The sequence below is a fragment of the Streptomyces nojiriensis genome, assembly GCF_017639205.1.
Taxonomy (GTDB): Bacteria; Actinomycetota; Actinomycetes; order Streptomycetales; family Streptomycetaceae; genus Streptomyces; species Streptomyces nojiriensis.
The window spans coordinates 5,687,274-5,705,836 of record NZ_CP071139.1 but is presented as its reverse complement, the minus strand read 5'-3'; the positions used below and the strand labels follow the sequence as shown (position 1 = coordinate 5,705,836).

18 protein-coding genes are annotated in these 18,563 nt (G+C 72.4%); 7 read left to right on the top strand and 11 right to left on the bottom strand.

Going from position 1 to position 18,563, the window contains the following annotated elements; genetic code table 11:
- Positions 1–6 precede the first annotated feature (6 nt).
- From JYK04_RS26705 to JYK04_RS26675, 7 genes are read right to left on the bottom strand one after another with little or no spacing between them, the layout of a single operon-like run.
- Positions 7–945, bottom strand: coding sequence for a type II secretion system F family protein (locus JYK04_RS26705; protein ID WP_189732971.1), 939 nt, complete (start codon positions 943–945; stop codon positions 7–9).
- A complete protein-coding gene (locus JYK04_RS26700) occupies positions 942–2,285 on the bottom strand; it encodes a TadA family conjugal transfer-associated ATPase (RefSeq protein ID WP_189732973.1) in 1,344 nt (447 codons plus the stop codon). The genes JYK04_RS26705 and JYK04_RS26700 overlap by 4 nt, the downstream gene beginning before the upstream one ends.
- Complete coding sequence (locus JYK04_RS26695) at positions 2,282–2,653, bottom strand: TadE/TadG family type IV pilus assembly protein (RefSeq protein ID WP_189732975.1); 372 nt, start codon at positions 2,651–2,653, stop codon at positions 2,282–2,284. Before JYK04_RS26695 ends, JYK04_RS26700 begins: the two co-directional genes overlap by 4 nt.
- A gap of 1 nt (position 2,654) precedes the next feature.
- Positions 2,655–3,026, bottom strand: coding sequence for a TadE/TadG family type IV pilus assembly protein (locus tag JYK04_RS26690; RefSeq protein WP_189732977.1), 372 nt, complete (start codon positions 3,024–3,026; stop codon positions 2,655–2,657).
- Between the two features lie 3 nt (positions 3,027–3,029).
- The gene (locus JYK04_RS26685) at positions 3,030–4,310 is read right to left on the bottom strand and encodes a CpaE/TadZ family protein (protein ID WP_189732979.1); all 1,281 of its coding nucleotides are present in this window, start codon (positions 4,308–4,310) and stop codon (positions 3,030–3,032) included.
- Between the two features lie 7 nt (positions 4,311–4,317).
- Positions 4,318–5,019 (bottom strand): Flp pilus assembly protein CpaB, encoded by a 702-nt coding sequence (gene cpaB, locus JYK04_RS26680; protein WP_189732981.1) that lies wholly within the window; start codon positions 5,017–5,019, stop codon positions 4,318–4,320.
- 48 nt (positions 5,020–5,067) lie between these two features.
- The gene (locus JYK04_RS26675; RefSeq protein ID WP_189732983.1) at positions 5,068–5,973 is read right to left on the bottom strand and encodes a hypothetical protein; all 906 of its coding nucleotides are present in this window, start codon (positions 5,971–5,973) and stop codon (positions 5,068–5,070) included.
- 434 nt (positions 5,974–6,407) lie between these two features.
- On the opposite strand from JYK04_RS26675, the gene JYK04_RS26670 reads away from it, so the two are divergent.
- Positions 6,408–8,111, top strand: coding sequence for a chitinase (locus JYK04_RS26670; RefSeq protein WP_189732984.1), 1,704 nt, complete (start codon positions 6,408–6,410; stop codon positions 8,109–8,111).
- Positions 8,112–8,236: 125 nt separating this feature from the next.
- On the top strand, positions 8,237–9,574 hold the full coding sequence (locus JYK04_RS26665) for a M14 family metallopeptidase (protein ID WP_189732985.1): 1,338 nt from the start codon (positions 8,237–8,239) through the stop codon (positions 9,572–9,574).
- A 66-nt stretch (positions 9,575–9,640) separates the two neighbouring features.
- Here JYK04_RS26665 and JYK04_RS26660 read toward each other — a convergent pair whose 3' ends face one another.
- Both JYK04_RS26660 and JYK04_RS26655 read right to left on the bottom strand, forming a co-directional pair.
- Entirely contained in the window at positions 9,641–10,051 is a 411-nt protein-coding gene (locus tag JYK04_RS26660) for a RidA family protein (RefSeq protein ID WP_189733715.1), read from the bottom strand.
- A gap of 26 nt (positions 10,052–10,077) precedes the next feature.
- Positions 10,078–10,830, bottom strand: a complete 753-nt coding sequence (locus JYK04_RS26655; RefSeq protein ID WP_189732986.1) for an IclR family transcriptional regulator — start codon at positions 10,828–10,830, stop codon at positions 10,078–10,080.
- A 248-nt stretch (positions 10,831–11,078) separates the two neighbouring features.
- Here JYK04_RS26655 and JYK04_RS26650 point away from each other — a divergent pair, with 248 nt between their 5' ends.
- Genes JYK04_RS26650 through JYK04_RS26640 form a run of 3 tightly spaced genes read left to right on the top strand, consistent with a single transcriptional unit; the run spans position 11,079 to position 14,999 of the window.
- Positions 11,079–12,365, top strand: a complete 1,287-nt coding sequence (locus tag JYK04_RS26650) for an alanine racemase (protein ID WP_189732988.1) — start codon at positions 11,079–11,081, stop codon at positions 12,363–12,365.
- Positions 12,366–12,375: 10 nt separating this feature from the next.
- Positions 12,376–13,959, top strand: a complete 1,584-nt coding sequence (locus JYK04_RS26645; protein WP_189732989.1) for an N-acyl-D-amino-acid deacylase family protein — start codon at positions 12,376–12,378, stop codon at positions 13,957–13,959.
- 23 nt (positions 13,960–13,982) lie between these two features.
- Complete coding sequence (locus tag JYK04_RS26640) at positions 13,983–14,999, top strand: YdcF family protein (protein ID WP_189732991.1); 1,017 nt, start codon at positions 13,983–13,985, stop codon at positions 14,997–14,999.
- Positions 15,000–15,080: 81 nt separating this feature from the next.
- On the opposite strand, the gene JYK04_RS26635 is transcribed toward JYK04_RS26640, so the two are convergent.
- On the bottom strand, positions 15,081–16,430 hold the full coding sequence (locus tag JYK04_RS26635) for a carbohydrate-binding protein (protein ID WP_189732993.1): 1,350 nt from the start codon (positions 16,428–16,430) through the stop codon (positions 15,081–15,083).
- Positions 16,431–16,620: 190 nt separating this feature from the next.
- Between JYK04_RS26635 and JYK04_RS26630 the strand changes: the two genes are divergently transcribed.
- The gene (locus JYK04_RS26630) at positions 16,621–16,806 is read left to right on the top strand and encodes a hypothetical protein (RefSeq protein WP_030013293.1); all 186 of its coding nucleotides are present in this window, start codon (positions 16,621–16,623) and stop codon (positions 16,804–16,806) included.
- Between the two features lie 251 nt (positions 16,807–17,057).
- Here JYK04_RS26630 and JYK04_RS26625 read toward each other — a convergent pair whose 3' ends face one another.
- On the bottom strand, positions 17,058–17,993 hold the full coding sequence (locus JYK04_RS26625; protein WP_189732995.1) for a LysR family transcriptional regulator: 936 nt from the start codon (positions 17,991–17,993) through the stop codon (positions 17,058–17,060).
- A gap of 106 nt (positions 17,994–18,099) precedes the next feature.
- On the opposite strand from JYK04_RS26625, the gene JYK04_RS26620 reads away from it, so the two are divergent.
- Positions 18,100–18,552: a nitroreductase/quinone reductase family protein gene (locus JYK04_RS26620; RefSeq protein ID WP_189732997.1), complete on the top strand. Its 453-nt coding sequence runs from the start codon at positions 18,100–18,102 to the stop codon at positions 18,550–18,552.
- Positions 18,553–18,563: the final 11 nt, after the last annotated feature.

The following is an 18,563-nucleotide window of genomic DNA, read 5'->3' as shown; positions in this document are numbered from 1 at the left end:
ACCCCCTCACACGTCGATCTTCGACAGGCGGCGGATGAGGACGAAGCCCAGGGCGAAGAGGCCGAGGGCGATCAGGACGGCCGTCTGCCCGATGAACGCCCCCGTCATCCGGTCCAGCGCGCCCGGCATCATCAGGTCGACCAGCAGCAGGGACCCGAGGCCGATGGCGGGGACCAGGTACGCCGTCACCGTCACCTGGGACAGCTGCGTACGGATCTCCCTGCGGGTCTCCTTGCGCTGCTCCAGCGTCACCGTGAGGTTGCGCAGGCTGTCCACGATCGCGCCGCCCGCGCGGGCCGACAGGACGAGGGTGGAGACCAGGACGACCAGTTCCCGGGACGGCAGCCGCTCAGTGAGTTCGCCGAGGGACTCGTCGATCGAGTGGCCGACGGCGAGGCGGTCGGCGACGCGCGCCAGTTCCTCGCCGGCCGGTGCCTCCAGCTCCTCGGCCGCGATGCCGATGGCCGTGCGCAGCGCCAGTCCGGCCTGGGTGGCGTTGGCGAGGATGCGGGCCAGGTCGGGGAGCTGGTTGATGAACCGTTCCGTACGCCGTGCCCGCTGCCAGTTGAGGAAGGCGTTCGCCGCCCAGATGCCGATGGCACCCGCCACCGGGCCGAAGAACGGTGCGAGGAGGGAGGACGCGATGAGCCAGACCCCCGCGATCGATCCCAGCATGTAGACGAAGAACTCGCCGGGAGTGAAGTCCAGGCCGGTCGTCGCCAGCTTCAGCTCGATACGGCGGCCGAGCCTCGTCCTGCGCAGCCGGCGGTCGACCGCCGGGAAGCGGCGGCGGCGGCCGACGGGCTCCGGGACACCACTCGCCGAGAGGCGTTCGATGAGGGCGGCGCGCTGGGCGCGGCCGGCCATGTACGCCTGGAGGCCGGCGACGACCAGTACGCAGGCCAGCAGCGTGGCGCCGAGGGTGGCGAGGATGAGTGGGTTCACAGGGCGGTCCGGGTGATGCGGGCGGTCAGGGGGTCCTCCGGCGCGACGCCGAAGGCCTGCGGGATGGGTTGGTTGTTCATGTAGAGCCGTTCCGCGATCCGGCGGGGCAGCGGGTAGTACTCGAAATAGCCGTGGACGCGCCCGTCCGCGCCCATCGGCTGGGCCCCGAAGCGGCAGACCGTGGTGATCCGGAAGGCTTCGCGGCCGTGCGATTCGAGAACGGAGATCTCGGTGATGCGGCGCGAGCCGTCGCCGAAACGGGTCAGCTGGACGATGACGTTCACCGCGCTGTTGATCTGGTCCTGCAGCGCCTCGAAGGGGATCTCGACCTCCGACATGGAGGCGAGGGTCTGCAGGCGCATCAGGGCGTCCGAGGAGCTGTTGGCGTGGACGGTGGCCAGGGAGCCGTCGTGGCCGGTGGACATCGCCTGGAGCATGTCCAGGGTCTCGCCGCCGCGGACCTCGCCGACGATGATGCGGTCGGGTCGCATGCGCAGGGAGTTGCGTACGAGGTCGCGGATGGTGATCTGGCCCTTGCCCTCCACGTTCGCGGGGCGGGATTCGAGGCGGATGACGTGGGCCTGCTGGAGCTGGAGTTCGGCCGAGTCCTCGATGGTGATGATGCGCTCGCCCTCGGGGATCAGCCCGGAGAGGGCGTTGAGGAGGGTGGTCTTGCCGGTGCCGGTGGCCCCGGAGACGATCACGTTCATCTTCGCCCCCACGAGGCCGGAGAGCAGGATCAGCATCTGCTCGTCGAGCGAGCCGAGGGCGATCATCTCGTGCAGGGTGAAGGCGCGCGGGAAGCGGCGGATGGTGAGGGTGGCACCGGTCAGGGAGAGCGGCGGGATGATGACGTTGACGCGCTCGCCGCTGGGGAGGCGGGCGTCGACCATCGGATTGGCCTCGTCCACCCGCCGGTTGACGGTGGAGACGATGCGCTCGATGGTCTGCATCAGCTGCTCGTGCGAGGCGAAACGGATGGGCAGCTGTTCGACCCGGCCGGCGCGCTCCACGTAGATGTGGTCGGGGCCGTTGACCATGATCTCGGAGATCGAGGCGTCTTCGAGGAGCGGCTCGAGCACGCCGAGCCCGAGGGCCTCGTCGACGACGCGGCGGATCAGCTGGGCGCGCTCGACCGTGGAGAGGACGGGTCCTTCGCGGCTGATGATGTGGCCGAGTACGCGCTCCAGGCGCGCCCGGCGCTCGGCGGGTGCGAGCGCGGACATCTCGGCGAGGTCGATCTCCTCCAGCAGCTTGGCGCGGTAGGAGGAGACGAGGCGGCCGTCCTCGCGCGGGCTGTGGCGGTCGTCGGGGGTGTTGACCCGGGAACGCAGGCTCATGGTCCGGTCACCTTCGGGTCGTCGTTGGGCATGATGGCCGTCGCCTTGGCCTCGCCGGCGGGAAGCCCGGGGATGATCGAGTTGATCCGTATGGTCACGGTCGCGGTCACCGCATCGCCTCCCGGGGGCACGACCACCGTCGCCGGGAGCCCCTCGCGGATGGCGGCATATCCCGCGGCCTCCCCCCGTCCCGGGTGCTGGGCCTCCACGCGCGCCGCCGTACGGGCGGCGGTGTCCGCCTGCTCGTGGACGTACGCGACCCAGCCCAGCTGGATCCCGCACAGCGCGACGAACAGCAGGATGGGCACGAAGCCGATGTACTCCAGGGCCACTTGGCCCCGGTCGGAACGAATGCGTCGCCGTCTCATGTCACTTCGCCTCCTTCTCCAACGCCGCGCCGCCGGTGCCGTCGATCTCGCCGAAGTCAAGGCCCGGGAAGAGGACCGGGATCCCCAGGGTGACCTTCACCCGGTAGATGTCCCCTGACTTCTCACACCTCACCCGGGGCTTCCATGCCTCCCCGATGTGCTTCTTCGCCGCCGCCTCGCAGAGGCTGGAGTCCCCGCTCACCGCCCCCGCCCGCGCCCCCTCGTCCGCCGCGTTGCCCGCCAGCGAGAAGGCGTACCCGATCAGTACGCACTCCCACACCGCCGCCACGAGCAGCAGGATCAGCGGGACCGTGCCCACGAACTCGATCGCCACCTGGCCCCGGTCCCCGCGCCCCGGTCTGCGGGCGGGCATGTGTCAGCCCTCCCGGCCGCGGCGCAGGCGGGCCACCGGGCCCGAGGCACGGACCGCCAGGGAGGCGCCCGGGGTGGCGGGCGACGTGGAGGACGTGGCGGTGTCCGGGGTGGAGAGGAGGCCGAGTTCGCCGGCCAGGGTCCACAGGGCCTGTTTGACCGTCGAGCGGTTGTCGAGGTCCTGGACGCGGCCCGCGTCGACCACGGCCTGGAGCTCCTTGAAGGCGGCCGGGACCGGGGTGCGGGTGGCGCGGGTCTTGGTGATCTTCTCGATCAGGGCGGGCTGGATCTCCGTGTGCTTGCTCCAGCGGTTGACGACCATCGCCGTGTCCTCCGCCTTGCGGACCTGGAGCCGTTCCCACATCCGGACCATGCGCTTCGCCGCCCGTACCGCGACCACGTCCGGGGTGGTGACCAGCACCGCCACGTCCGCCATCTCCACGGCCGCCGCGTTGGCACCGGTGACCTGGGTGCCGCAGTCGACCACGACGAGTTCGTAGCGGCTGCGCAGGGCTCCGACGATGTGCCGGGCGGCCCGGTCGTCGACCTCCTCGCCCCGCTCCCCGTCCGCCGGGGCCAGCAGCAGCGCGAGGCCCGAGGCGTCGTCGTAGACGGCGTCCTGGAGGACCCGCGGGGAGATGTCCTGGATCCCGGCCAGGTCGGCGATGGAGCGCCGGAACTGCACGTCGAGGTACGAGCCGACGTCGCCCGCCTGGAGGTCCAGGTCGACCAGTGCGGTACGCCGTCCCGAGGCGGCCGCGGCCAGCGCGAACTGCACGGCGGTGAAGGTGGTGCCCACGCCGCCCTTGGCTCCGGCGACGGTGACCACCCGGCCGCCGGGGCCCGTGAAGACGTCGGCGGCGGCGCCCCCGCCCAGGTGGCGGCGTACGCCCACGGACCACTGGGCGGCGGCCTGGACGCGGGCGGCGAGTTCCTCGTAGGAGAGCGGGAGGCCGATCAGGCCGCGCGCGCCCGAGTCCATGGCGGCGGAGAAGAGGCCCGGGCCGGCGTCCGAGGAGACCAGGACGACGCCCACCGCCGGGAAGCGCAGGGCGACTTCCCGGATGAGCTCCAGGGCGGGCACCGGGCCGATCCGCTCGTGGACGAGGACGACCTCGGGGAGTTCGTCGATGGAGTCGGCGGCCAGCCGGGCGAGGGTGTCCAGGAGCGTGGTCGCGTCGGGGACGGGGGCGGCCGGCTCGGCGGCCGGGAGCTGGCTGAGCAGGGTCACGATGGCGCGTGCGGCGTCCGCGTCGCCGACCGCGGGGAGGATTCGGGTGGTCATCCGGGCCTCACCTGTCCCCGTCGAGGGTGTACGTGCGGTCGCCCGGGGCGGGCGCCGAGTCGGTGCCGGGGGCCACGAGGGCCAGGCGGACGTGCTCCGCGAAGGACTCGGCGTACGCGACGCGCTGGGTGTCCTTGGTGCTCAGGGCGAAGGTGATCGGGACGGCCTCGGCGGGGCCCTTGCGGTCGCTGTCCTTGTCCAGGGCCGTGAGCTTGCCGACGCCCAGGACCCGGGCGTTGGCGACGATGATCACCGAGCGCGAGGGGTCGCCGTCCTTGGCGCCCTTGAAGGTGGCGAGGATGTTCACCTTGGCGCCGGAGGTGATCTTGCCGGCCACGCCCGTGGCCGCGTCGATCATGATGGCGATCTCCTGCTCACCGGGCTGCAGCTGCGGCCGGTCGACGAACATGTCCGCCTGGAGCAGCGAGCCCTTCTTGAGCGTGGTGAGGGCGATCTTGTCCTTGAGCGCGCCGAGGTCGGTGACCGCGGTGTCGGAGAGCCACCGCTTGGGGATCCTGACCTCCTCGAACTGGCCGGCCGCCAGCGGGCTGTACGGGGCTATGTCGCCCTTGGCCCGGTACGCGACGACCTCGGCGCCGACCTTGGAGTTGACGTCGCCGATCACCACGAGGACTCCGGCGAAGGCCCCGAGCGCGCACAGGACCGACAGGAGCAGCAGGATGACGCCGCGGCGCTGGCGTGAGTTCATGGGCCTTACCTACCTCGCCGTTCTTCATTCATTCGGGCGTTCGAGTGATCAGGGTCTGGAACGGGCGGCGCTCGTGGGCGGCGGCGGTGCGGTGAGCGGTGCCGCGCAGAAGCCGCAGCGGTCGCCGATGAGTTCGAGGCCGCACCAGCGGCACTCCTCCCGGCGGACGGAGGCGACGAGCTGGTAGAGCACGGACAGGTCCGGGATGCCGGCGGCGAACTCGACGAGCTTCGGGGTGCCCCACCAGCCGGGGGACGCGGCGGGCAGCGGGTTCTCCAGGACGCCCTGGACCTGCCAGGCGGGCGCCAGTTCGGCCGTGACCCAGTCGGAGGTGAGCTGGCCGCGGGCGAAGGTGAGGTGCGTGGCGAACTCGGGGCCGGCCGGCAGCAGCGCGCCGCGGGGGCCGTGGGCGCCGCCCTGGGATCCGCCGCCTCCGCCCAGTTTCGCCAGGTGCGGTTTCGGGTGGGCCATGACGGCGAACTGAGCGCTCGGCGACCAGGACCTGGCGTGCGCCCCGAGTCCCACCGGGACCCGGACCCGGTCGAGTTTGGCGACCGAGCCCAGCAGGGCGCCCGCATAGATGTAGTGGGACAGCAGCCGGGCTGCGGAGGCGATGATTCCGGGGCTGAAGTCACAGACGCTGAGCTGGCGCAGCTGACGCACCAGCAGGGCCGTTCCCAGCGGCGGCAGATCGATGCCGAGGAGCGCGATCCGGTCGGTTTCCAGGATGGCGCGCACGGTGTGCAGGCGCTGGACGGTGGAGCGCGGGAGCCACGGCGGTACGAGGGCCACGAGGTGGCCGTGCCGCTCCAGCAGGGCGCCCGTCTCGGCGAGCGCGGACTCCAGGTCGAGCTGCTCGGGCGGGTGCAGTAACGCGGCCCCTGGCGTGTGCCGGTCAGGGGCCGGAAGTACCAGATCGGCGCTGGTGACAGCGATGGCGGTCGGCACGCGCATTCCCCCGTTCCCCCACGTACGCCCCGTACGTACGCCCCGTGCGCCGCGGGCACTTCACGTGCTCGACGCGCGCTCGACACGGACCTGGCACGGATCCGACGCGGACTCGACGCGGATCCGATGCGGACTTCCCGCGTCCGCGCCCGCACCGCGCGACCGCATCCGATCGACCCGCTCCCCCTTGCTCCAGCACCATATCCGCGTCACCCCTGGCGGGGCAGGGCCTTGAAGATTCCCGTGCTGCCGGCACGTGTCACAGGGGGCGGAAACCCGGACAACAGGGATCGCATAGCGGGCCATTTCAAGCCACATCGCGAAGACCCTTGACACGGGGATTGGTCTGGACCAACTTGGCAGCCAACGCCTCGAGTCGGACCCACCCCACGCGGTCCGCCTCGTTCCACACCCCTTTCCCTCCCCCCACCGGAGCCCACGTGAACCGCATACGCTCCCTCGCCCTGCCCATCGCCGTCACCTTGGCCGCGGGCGCCCTGTCCGCCCTCGCCGCCGGTACCGCACAGGCCGCCGACGTGAACGTCGCCCGCAACGGCGGCTTCGAGTCGGGTCTCGCCAACTGGTCCTGCACCGGCGGAACCGGCGCCTCCGTCTCCTCGCCCGTCTACGCCGGATCCGGCGCCCTGAAGGCCACCCCGGCGGGCCAGGACAACGCCCGCTGCAGCCAGACCGTCACGGTCAAGCCGAACTCGACCTACACGCTGAGCACGCAGGTCCAGGGCAGCTACGTCTACCTCGGCGCGACCGGGACCGGCACCCAGGACGTCTCCACCTGGACGCCCGGGTCGGGCGCCGGCTGGCAGAAGCTCTCCACCACCTTCACCACCGGCCCCAGCACCACCCAGGTCACCGTCTACACGCACGGCTGGTACGGCCAGCCGGCCTACGTCGTCGACGAGTTCAGCGTCTTCGGCCCGGACGGCGGAGGCGGCACCGACCCCGGCCCGTCGGTCCCCGGAGCCCCGGCCGGTGCGGCCGTTTCCGGCCAGAGCGCGAACGCCCTCACCCTTTCGTGGAACGCGGTCGGCTCGGCCGCCGGCTACTACGTGTACCAGGACGGCGTCCGCGTCAGGACGGTGACCGGCGGCGCCGCCTCCACCCAGATCACCGGACTCGCGGCCTCGACCTCGTACTCCTTCCAGGTGAGCGCGTACAACGCGGCCGGCGAGGGCCCGAAGTCCGCCCCGGTGACCGGCACGACCACCGGCACCGACCCGGGCCCGGGCCCCGGGCCCGCCGTCCCCAAGCACGCCCTGACCGGCTACTGGCAGAACTTCAACAACGGCGCGACCGTCCAGAGGATCTCCGACGTCTCGGCGCAGTACGACATCATCGCCGTCTCCTTCGCGGACGCCACCACCACGCCCGGCGCCATCACCTTCAACCTCGACTCGGCCGGTCTCGGCGGCTACACGGTCGCCCAGTTCAAGGCCGACATCGCCGCGAAGAAGGCGGCCGGCAAGTCGGTCATCCTCTCCATCGGCGGCGAGAAGGGGACCATCACGGTCAACGACTCGACCTCCGCGAACAACCTCGCGAACTCCGCGTACGCCCTGATGCAGGAGTACGGGTTCACGGGCATCGACATCGACCTCGAGAACGGCCTGAACCCCACCTACATGACGCAGGCCCTGCGCTCGCTGTCGTCAAAGGCGGGATCCTCGCTCGTCATCACCATGGCCCCGCAGACGATCGACATGCAGTCCACGCAGGGCGGGTACTTCAAGACGGCGCTGAACATCAAGGACATCCTCACCGTCGTCAACATGCAGTACTACAACAGCGGCTCGATGAACGGCTGCGACGGCAAGGTCTACTCCCAGGGCTCGGTGGACTTCCTCACCGCGCTCGCCTGCATCCAGCTGGAGGGCGGCCTCGACCCCTCGCAGGTGGGCATCGGCGTCCCGGCCTCGCCCAGCGGCGCGGGCAGCGGCTACGTGTCCCCGACGATCGTCAACAACGCCCTGGACTGCCTGACCCGGGGAACGAACTGCGGCTCCTTCAAGCCGTCGAAGACCTACCCGGGGCTGCGCGGCGCGATGACCTGGTCGACCAACTGGGACGCCAAGGCGGGTAGTGCTTGGTCCAACTCGGTGGGTCCGAAGGTTCACGGGCTGCCGTAGGCGGTACGTCTGGGGATGGCCGGATCGGTACGGCCTGCACAGCGGGCCCTTGACCGGGACATGCCACGAGAGCACGCTGTGCGCGTCCGCACGGCTATCCCCACACTCCCGACCCAGGAGAACGCATGCGGCTCCATACCCGCCGGAGGGCCGCCCTCACGGCGGCCCTGCTGGCGCTCGCGCTGGGCGCACCCGCCTACGGCATGAGCGCGACGGCTTCCCCTCCGCCCACCCCTTCGACCGCCACCCAGGACGAGGCGATCGTCCAGTACCGGATCCACGGCCCCTCCACCGCCGCCGACCGCACCGCCCTGCTCCGTACGGGCGTCTCGATCGACGAGGTGGACGACCACACCGTCGTGGTCAGCGCCGACACGATGCAGGCCAAGAAGCTCAAGGAGCTCGGCTACAAACTGACGGCCCTGCCCGGACCCCCGGACCGCACGGTGCCCGGTATCGCGGCGAGCCCGATGGACTTCCCCTCGGCGGACTCGAAGTACCACAACTACGCCGAGGCGACGGCGGAGATCAACCAGCTCGTCGCGCAGTACCCCGCGATCGCGAGCAAGCAGGTGATCGGGAAGTCGTACCAGGGCCGGGACATGTTCGCCATCAAGATCAGCGACAACGTCGCGGCGGACGAGGCCGAGCCCGAGGTGCTCTTCACCGCCCACCAGCACGCCCGCGAGCACCTGACCGTCGAGATGGCGCTGTACCTGCTCAAGGAGTTCACCTCCAAGTACGGCACCGACTCCCGGGTCACGGGCGCCGTCAACGGCCGCGAGATCTGGATCGTCCCGGACCTCAACCCGGACGGCGGCGAGTACGACATCGCCACCGGCTCCTACCGCTCCTGGCGCAAGAACCGGCAGCCGAACTCCGGGTCCTCCTACGTCGGCACCGACGAGAACCGCAACTGGAACTACAAGTGGGGCTGCTGCGGCGGCTCCAGCAGCAGCAAGAGCTCCGAGACCTACCGGGGCGCGGCCGCCGAGTCGGCGCCCGAGGTGAAGGTCGTCGCGGACTTCGTCCGCAGCCGGGTCATCGGCGGCAAGCAGCAGATCAAGGCCGCCATCGACTTCCACACCTACAGCGAGCTCGTCCTGTGGCCCTTCGGCTGGACCTACAACGACACCGCCCCGGGTCTGACCGCCGACGACCTCGCCGTCTACAAGAAGATCGGCACCAGCATGGCGGCGAGCAACGGCTACACGCCGGAGCAGTCGAGCGACCTGTACATCACGGACGGGACGATCGACGACTGGCTGTGGGGCAACCAGAAGATCTTCTCCTACACCTTCGAGATGTACCCGGAGAGCGGCGGCGGCGGCTTCTACCCGCCGGACGAGGTCATCGACCGCGAGACCGCGCGCAACAAGGACGCGGTGCTCCAGCTGCTGGAGAACGCGGACTGCATGTACCGCTCGATCGGCAAGGAAGCCCAGTACTGCGCGACGCCGTGACCCCGTGCGGCACGTGAGCGTGTGAAAGGGGGCGCCCCACCGCCAGGGGGGCGCCCCGCCCGCGCGTCAGCCGAGGACGGCGAGGGCGTCGATCTCGATGAGCAGCCCGGCCGGCAGGCCCACGTACACGGTGGTGCGGGCGGCGGGGGCCTCCTTCAGGCCCTGCTCCTCGAAGTAGGCGTTGTAGAGGGCGTTCATCTCGGCGAAGTGCCCGGTGTCGGTGAGGTAGACGCGGATCATCATCACGTCGTCCCAGCCCGCACCGCCGGCCTCCAGGACGGAGCGGACGTTCTCCAGCGTCTGGAGGGTCTGCTCGCGCAGGGCCGGACCGGCGGGGGTGGGCGGCTGCCCCTCCACGTGCGGGAGGAAGCCGACCTGGCCCGCGACCTGGAGGATGTTCCCCTTCCGCACGCCGTGCGAGAACCTCGCCGGCGGGGTCGTGTGGGTGCCGGGCGTGATGGCGACCTTCTCGGTCACGTTCTCCTCGGTCACGCTCTTCTCGCTCACGCGCTCTCCTGTGCTCCTGAGTAGTCCTGGCTGATGGCTTCGGCGGTACGCAGCACCTGCGGCAGCAGTTCGAGCAGCCCCTCGGCGGGGATGACCACACCGGGCGCGGAGACCGACAGCGCCGCGACGACCCGCCCGTCCGGCCCGTGCACGGGCGCGCCGAGGCAGTTGATGGACTCCTCGTGCCCACCGAGATCGGTGGCCCAGCCCTGCTCCCGTACGAGATCCAGTTCGCGCAGGAAGGCCGCCGCGTCCGGGGTGGAGCGGGCGGTGTAGCGGGGGTAGTCGATGCGGGCGGCGAGGGCCCGGAGCTCGGCTTCGGGCAGGTCGGCGAGGAGCAGCTTGGCCACGGCGGCGACCGTGAGGGGCACGGGCCTGCCGATGCGGGAGTACATGCGGACCGGGTAGCGGCTGTCGACCTTGTCGACGTACACGACCTCGTCGTCCTGGTGGAGGGCGAGATGAACGGTGTGCCCGGTGGCCCGGTTCAGCTCGACGAGGTGGGGGTGCGCGATCTCCCGGACGTCCAGGTTCTCGATGGCCTCGGCGGCGAGCGCGAAGAGCTGCGCGCCGAGCCGGTAGCGGCCGTCGGGCCGGCGGTAGACGAAGCCGCGCTCGTTCAGGGTGCGCAGGAGGCGCAGCGCGGTGCTCTTGTGCACGCCGAGCTCATCGGCGACGTCGCCGAGCGAGGCGGGGCCCTTCGCGAGCAGCGGCAGCACCGCGAGTGCCCGTTCCACGGACTGGCTCATGCCGCGTCCCTTTCGTGACCGTCACTGCAAACACCGGCTCCGCCGGCGAGGCTAGACGTGGCTGCGCCGGACCCCAAGGCTCGCGCCGGCTCAGATCCAGCCCCGCCGGCGTTGAGGCGCGGGGTCCGGGGCGGAGCCCCGGCAGCGGCGCCGCACGTTGACCCGGCGTCACACGGATGTTAGACAGCATGCAGCTGCACACGCAACGGCCGTTGCAGCTCACGCAACACAACCGGGAGGCACCCCGCATGGCCAGCGACAGCGACCCCGTCAAGGACCTCGCCGACGAGCCGGTCGACCACCGGTTCAAAGGCCTGCCCCCGGACGCCCAGACGCACGGCCTCACCGTCGGCCGGCTCGCCGCCGAGCGCCGCGACCTGTACACCGGCGGCTTCACCACCCCCGTCCTGACCCTCGACGCGGACGCGCTGGAGCACAACCTCGCCGCGCTCGGCGCCTACGCCGCCCGTCACGACCTGGCCTTCGCCCCGCACGGCAAGACCTGCATGTCCCCGCAGCTCTTCCGGCGCCAGCTGGAGCACGGCGCGTGGGGCATCACCGCCGCCGTCCCCCACCAGGCCCGCGTCTACCGCGCCTTCGGCATCCAGCGGATCTTCCTCGCCAACGAGCTCGTCGATCCCGCCGCCCTGCGCTGGGTGGCCGGCGAGCTCGCCGCCGACCCCGAGTTCCGCTTCGTCTGCTACGTCGACTCCGTCCGCGGGGTCCACCTCATGGACCGCGCCCTGCGCGACTCGGCCGCCGTCATCGACGTCGTCGTCGAGCTCGGCGCCGGCGAGGGCGCCCGTACCGGGGCCCGCAGCGACGAGGACTGCCGCGCCGTCGCCGACGCGGTCGCCGCCACCGCCACCCTGCGCCTCGTCGGCATGGGCGGCTACGAGGCCGAGGTCCCCGGCGCCGACCCCGACTCCGTCCACGCGTACCTGCGCCGGCTCACCGCGCTCGCCGTCGAGTTCGACAAGGCCGGCCGCTTCCCGGCGGACCTCGACGAGATCGTCGTCAGCGCCGGCGGCTCGGCCTGGTTCGACGCGGTCGCCGACGTGTTCGCCGAGCTCCCGGAGCTCTCCCGCCCGGTCCTCAAGCTGCTGCGCTCGGGCGCGTACGTCTCCCACGACCACGGCTGGTACACCCGGCTGACCCCCTTCAACCGGCACCCGGAGGAGGGCGGTCTGCGCCCGGCGTTCCGGCTGTGGACCCAGGTCGTCTCCCGCCCCTCCCCCACCCAGGCCTTCGTCAACGCGGGCAAGCGCGACATCGCCTACGACCTGGGGCTGCCCGAGGCCGAGCTGGTCCGCGACGCCCTCACCGGCGCGGAGCGCCCCGCCGCCGGCGTCCGCGTGGTCAAGCTGTCCGACCAGCACGCCTGGCTGGAGACCGACTCGGCCGAGGACGTGCAGGTGGGCGACTGGGTGGCCCTCGGCATGTCCCACCCCTGCACGATCTTCGAGAAGTGGCCGCTGATCCCGGTCGTGCAGGCCGACGGCGCCGTCACCGACTACGTCCGCACCTTCTTCTAGGCACCGGCCGGTGGACCTGGTCATCCGGGGGGCCCGCGTCGTCGACGGCACGGGCGGGCCCTCGTACACCGCCGACGTCGGCGTCCACGAGGGCCGGATCACCGAGATCGGCCGGCTCCCGGGCGGCGGGCGCCGGACCCTCGACGCGCACGGCCTCGCCCTCGCCCCGGGCTTCGTCGACATGCACGCCCACAGCGACCTCGCCCTGCTCCGCGACCCGGACCACAGCGCGAAGGCGGCGCAGGGCGTGACCCTCGAAGTCCTCGGCCAGGACGGCCTGTCGTACGCGCCCGTCGACGACCGGACCCTCGGCGAGGTCCGGGCCGCCATCGCCGGCTGGAACGGTCCCGGCGACGACGTCGACTTCGACTGGCGCACGGTCGGCGGGTACCTCGACCGGCTGGACCGGGCCCACGGCGGTCAGGGCGTGGCCGTCAACGCCGCCTACCTGGTCCCCCAGGGCACGGTCCGCGCGTACGCCCTCGGCTGGGACGACCGCCCGGCGACCGCGGCCGAGCTGGACCGGATGCGGCAGCTCGTCGCCGAGGGCCTCGCCGAGGGCGCCGTCGGCATGTCCTCCGGCCTCACCTACACCCCCGGCATGTACGCCACCGGGGCCGAACTGACCGAGTTGTGCCGGGTCGTGGCCCGGTACGGCGGCTACTACTGCCCCCACCACCGCAGTTACGGCCGGGGCGCGCCGGCCGCCTACGCCGAGATGGTCGCCCTCGCCCGGGAGGCCGGCTGCGCCCTGCACCTCGCGCACGCCACCATGAACTTCGGCGAGAACCGGGGCCGGGCCGGCGAACTGCTCGACCTGCTCGACGCGGCCCTGGCCGAGGGCGTCGACATCACCCTCGACAGCTACCCGTACACCCCCGGCTGCACCACCCTCGCCGCGCTCCTGCCCGGTTGGGCGCACGAGGGCGGCCCGGAGGCGGTCCTGGCGCGGCTGCGCGACGACGCCCAGGCCGAACGGATCCGCCACGCGCTGGAGACCGAGGGCTCCGACGGCTGCCACGGGGTCCCCGTCGACTGGTCGACCATCGAGATCTCGGGCACCGCCGACCCCGCCTACGGCCCGTACGTCGGCAGGCGCCTGGACGGCTGGGAGACCGCCCGCGGGCTCCTGCTCGGCGACCGGCTCGCGCCGACGGTCCTCCAGCACGTCGGCCACGAGGAGAACGTCCGGGCGATCATGCGTCACCGGGTCCACACCGGCGGCTCCGACGGCATCCTCCAGGGCGCGAAACCGCATCCGCGCGCCTACGGCACCTTCCCCCACTACCTCGGCCACTACGTCCGCGAACTCGGCCTGCTCTCCCTGGAGGAGTGCGTGGCGCACCTGGCCGGGCGCCCCGCGGCGCGCCTGCGGCTGCCCGACCGGGGGCTGGTCCGCGTGGGGTACCGCGCCGACCTCGTCCTCTTCGACCCGGACACGGTCGCGGCCGGGTCCACGTACGAGCGGCCGCGCGTGCTGCCGACCGGGATCCCGCACGTCCTGATCGACGGGCGTTTCGTGCTGTGCGACGGACGCCGGACGGACGTGCTGGCCGGGCGCGCGGTGCGCCGAACCGCCCGCGATCTTCGGTAAATCGGACATCTACGATGGGCGGCATGGTCGCCTTCGCGCTTGCCGCCGTGCTCTTCCTCGCCTTCTGCATCAGTGTCCGGCAGGACCGGCGCCGCTTCAGCAACGCCGTGCTCCTGGGGCTGACTTTCCTCAGCGCGTTCTCCGCCCTGTTCCTCCAGGTGGGCAAACTGCCCACCTGGGCGGCGATCACGGTCGTCGTCCTCGCCTTCGCCTCGCCCGCGTTCGGCTTCCTCGGGCTGGGCGTCTTCCTCGTCCGCAACGGCATGGTCATGATCCGCAAGGAGGGCTTCCGGCCGGCCAACCTGCTGTCGATGCTCACGGGCCTCACGATCTTCGCGCTGCTCGCGCTGCTGATCCTCGTCGGCGTGGTCGGCTCCCCCCTCCTCGGCGGCATCGCCGGCACGGTCACCGTGGTCGCCGGCTACGTCTCCTTCGTCTTCTTCTGCTTCCTCGGCTACGCCTTCCTCTACGGCCGGATCAAGGTGCGCGGCGACGTCGACCACGTGGTCATGCTGGGCTCGGGCCTGATCGGCGGCGACCGCGTGCCGCCGCTGCTGGCCTCCCGCCTGCGCAAGGGGCAGCAGATCTACGAGGCCCAGCTGGCCCGGAGCGGCCGGCCGCCGGTGCTCCTGGTCTCGGGCGGCAAGGGATCGGACGAGAAGGTCTCCGAGGCCCGGGCGATGGCGGACTGGCTGATCGCGCAGGGCGTGCCCGAGCAGCACGTCGTGCTGGAGGACCGCTCCACCACGACCGAGGAGAACATGCTCTTCAGCCGGAACATCATGACGGCGCACGACCCGGCCTACCGGTGCGTGGTGGTCACCAACAACTTCCACGCGTTCCGGGCGGCGATGCTGGCCCGCAAGACCGGCGTCAACGGGCAGGTGCTGGGCTCGCCCACCGCGAAGTACTACTGGCCGAGCGCCACCATCCGCGAGTTCGTCGCGGTCTTCTGGGAGCACCGGATCGTGAACCTGTCCATCTGCGCCCTGCTCACCGTCCTCGGCGGGCTCGGCACGCTGGCGGCGGTCCTCGTCTGACCCGTGTCCCGCGCGCACGCGGTGGTGCCGTGACTCCCCCCTTGGCAGTCACGGCACCGGTTCGCGGCCTCGCGAGGCCGGTCAGACCCGCTGCCAGAGCGCCGGGACGTTCGGCGGCTCCCAGCCCGTCTGGGCCTGGTGGCCCTGCAGGCAGCGGTAGGCCGAACCGCCGTACGTGACGGTGGCGCCGGCCGCGTAGACGGTGCCCGCCTTCCAAGTGCCGCCCGGCTCGGGGTCACCGGGGCCGGGGCCCGGACCGGGGTCGCTGCCGCCGACCTTGAGGGTCAGTCCGTACGCGGACAGGATCGGGTTCAGCGGCTGGAAGAAGGTGGTCCCGCCGCCGGAGCAGTTGCCGGAGCCGCCCGAGGTGACGCCCTGGGCCTGGCTCCCGGAGATGTAGGAGCCGCCCGAGTCGCCCGGCTCGGCGCAGACGGTCGTACGGGTCACGCCGGAGATGGTGCCCTCGGGGTAGGTGACGCTGGTGTCGTGCTGCTGGATCGTGCCGCAGTGCCATCCGGTGGTCGATCCGGAGCGGCATACCGAGGCTCCGACCGGCTGCAGCACCGAGCCGGTGACCTGCACGTTCGCGCCGCCGCTGCCCTTCACGTACGGGGTCGCGGTCCACTGGGTGTTCGCGGCCACCCAGGCCATGTCGTTGCCGGGGAAGACCGAGGCCTGGAAGGAGCCCTGGGCCACCTGGTTGAAGCCGCTGGTGCCGGTTCCGGCGCGCCCGCAGTGCCCTGCGGTGGCGAAGCCGTTCACGGAGCCCTTGGTGACGGGGAAGCCGACGGAGCAGCGGCCGCTGCCGTTCATGTAGTACGCGTCCCCGCCGCGCAGGTCGTACAGCGGGCGCGGGGCGCCGGCCGTACGGACCACCGTGACACCGGCCGGGTCGGTCCCGGTGGCGGCCAGCAGCGCGGCCGCCGCCCCCGCCTCGGCCTCCTCGACGACGAGGGTGTTGGAGCGCGGGTCGACGTAGCGGACCGGGGTCGCGGGGCCGGCGGCCCGGTCCAGTGCCGCCCGGGCGGCGTCCAGGTCGGCCAGGGTGCGGCCGACCAGCTTCGCCCGGGCCCCGCCGGCCCGTATCGCGGCGGTGTCGGCGGCCCGGGTGGTGGCCACGGTGAGGGTGCCGGCGTCGGCCCCGTCCACCCAGGCCCCGGCGAAGGCGGTGCCGAGCCGGTCGCGCAGCCGGGCGGCGGCGGCCCCCGCCTCGGCCTCGTGGGCCAGGCGCGCCTTGGCCTGCGTGGGGGTCAGGCCGAGGTCGCGCTGCATCGCGGCGAGCAGCTCGGGCGGGGCGTCGGCGGTACGCAGGGTGGCCGCCGCGGAGGGCGCGGCGGGGGCGGAATCGGCGATGGCGCCGCCGGTCCCGGCCAGCAGCAGCCCGGCGGCGGCCAGGGCGGTACACGCCGCGCGGGCGTGTCGCTTGGGCATGGGGGATCTCCTCGGTTTCCGGTGGGGGTCTGCGGAAACCGTAGAAATCCGAACCGTCGTACGGGAGCTGCCGGTTGACCCCTGCCCCGGTGTTATGCCCGGGGCCGTCCGGCGGCCCGCGCACGGTCGAGGTGCGTTCATGGGGCGGCGGCCGGAGGATGGGGCCAGGGGAAACCGTAGGAGGTACGCGATGGTCAGTGAACCCGACGAGCAGCCCACACGGTCGGACCGGCTCTTCACGGGCGGGGAACGGCCGTACGACCCCGAGGACCTCGTGATGGTGACCGGCCACGACCCGACTCCGGAGCGGATCGAGAAGGCCCGGAAGCTCATGGAGAAGGAGGGCCCGCAGGTCATCGAGCGCTACCTGCCGTAGCCACGGCAAACCGCCCGAGGACTGCCGCAACCGCCCCCGGCCCCGCCGGGGGCGTCCCCACTCCAGCCCTGCCGACACCCCTCCAGCCCCGCCGACACCCCTCCAGCCCCCGTCGGCATGATCCAGCCCCGCCGGCGTTTGAGGCGCGGGGTCCGGGGCGGAGCCCCGATCTCCCAGCCCCGCCGGCGTTTGAGGCGCGGGGGCTCGGGGGCAGCGCCCCCGCAGCGGCGCCGCACCCGCCCGGTGCCCGGCTAGGCCGCCGGCAAGGCAACGCCTCCGGCCGACCGCACCAGGGCCTCCGCATGCGCAGCCCGCGCATGGCCCAGCACCCCGGCAGCCCGCGCGGCGACCCGCGCCGCAGGGTGCCAGCCCAGCAGGTGCCGCCAGACGAGCGGGGTCCCGGCAAGGGGCCGCGTGACCACCCCCGGGGTCACCGGGAACGTGGCCCGGCACAGCCCGACCGCCCGCCCCACCTGCACCAGGTGCACGCACGAGGCGGTGTCGGTCTCGTAGACGCAGGCGGGCGTGAAACCGGCCCGTACGCAGGCCGCGGCGAAGCAGTCGCCGAAACACCCGTCGCCGGGGACGTCCGTCCACGCCTCGGCGGCCAGCTCGGCCAGCTCGATCCCGGTGCGCGCGGCCAGGGCGAGGGGATGGTCCTCGGCCAGCATCACGTGCACGGGGTCGCGCGCCACCCCCATCCAGGCCAGGCGCCCCGGCTCGGGCGGCACGCTCTCCCCGCAGACCCCGACCAGCGCGAAGTCCAGGCGGCCGTCGGCGACGCCGGCGGCGACCTCCTTCTCCGACCAGGAGGTGTACGTGGACACGGGCACGCCGGATTCCTCATGGGCGAGCCGGTCCACGAGCCCGCCGAGCAGCGGTCCGTGCGTGCCGCCGAGCCGGTAGCCGTGCGCCCCCTGGCGGGCGAACCGCCGGGCGTCCTCCTGCAGCTCGCACACGGCGGGCAGCAGCACCCTGGCCCGCTCCAGCACCAGCTCACCGAGCGCGGTGGCCCGTACGCCGTCGCGCCCCCGCAGGAACAGCGTCCCGCCCAGCGCCCGCTCGATGCGTTTGAGCTGCGTACTGAGCGCGGGCTGCGCGAGGCCGAGCGCGGTGGCGGCCCGCGTCAGGCTCCCGGCGTCGGCGACGGCCCGGACGATCTTGAGGTGCCTCAGCTCCAGATCCATACGACGAGCTTGGTCCAGACCTGTGGGCATGCGCTACGGGTCGGGCGCATCCAGAATCGTTAATGCTCGTTAGCCGCAAGGGGGACACGACCCTAAGGACAGGAAAATGCACGCACTCGATGTCGACTGGGACCACCCCACCGACCCGCACCCCGGCCCGCGGCTCGACCACGTACGCGCCTACGTGAGCACCGCGGGAGCCGACGGGCACCTCTGGCACGGAGTCCGCACCCTCCTGCTGACCACGCTCGACCGCACCCGAGACCGCGCCGTCCGCACCCCGCTGATCTACGGCGAGGACGCGGGCCGGTACATCGTGCTGGCTTCCGGCTACGGCGCCCTGGAGCACCCCCGCTGGTACCGGAACCTCACCGCCCACCCGGAGGTCCGCCTCCAGGTCGGCGCCGCCGCCTTCACGGCGCGGGCGCGCACCGCGACGCCCCAGGAACGGGAGGTGTACTGGGAGATGATGACGGCCCTGTGGCCCCCGTTCGAGGAGGACCGCGCCGCGGCCCGGCCCCGCGAGATCCCGCTGGTGATCCTGGAGCGCGCGGTCTGAGCGACCGAGCA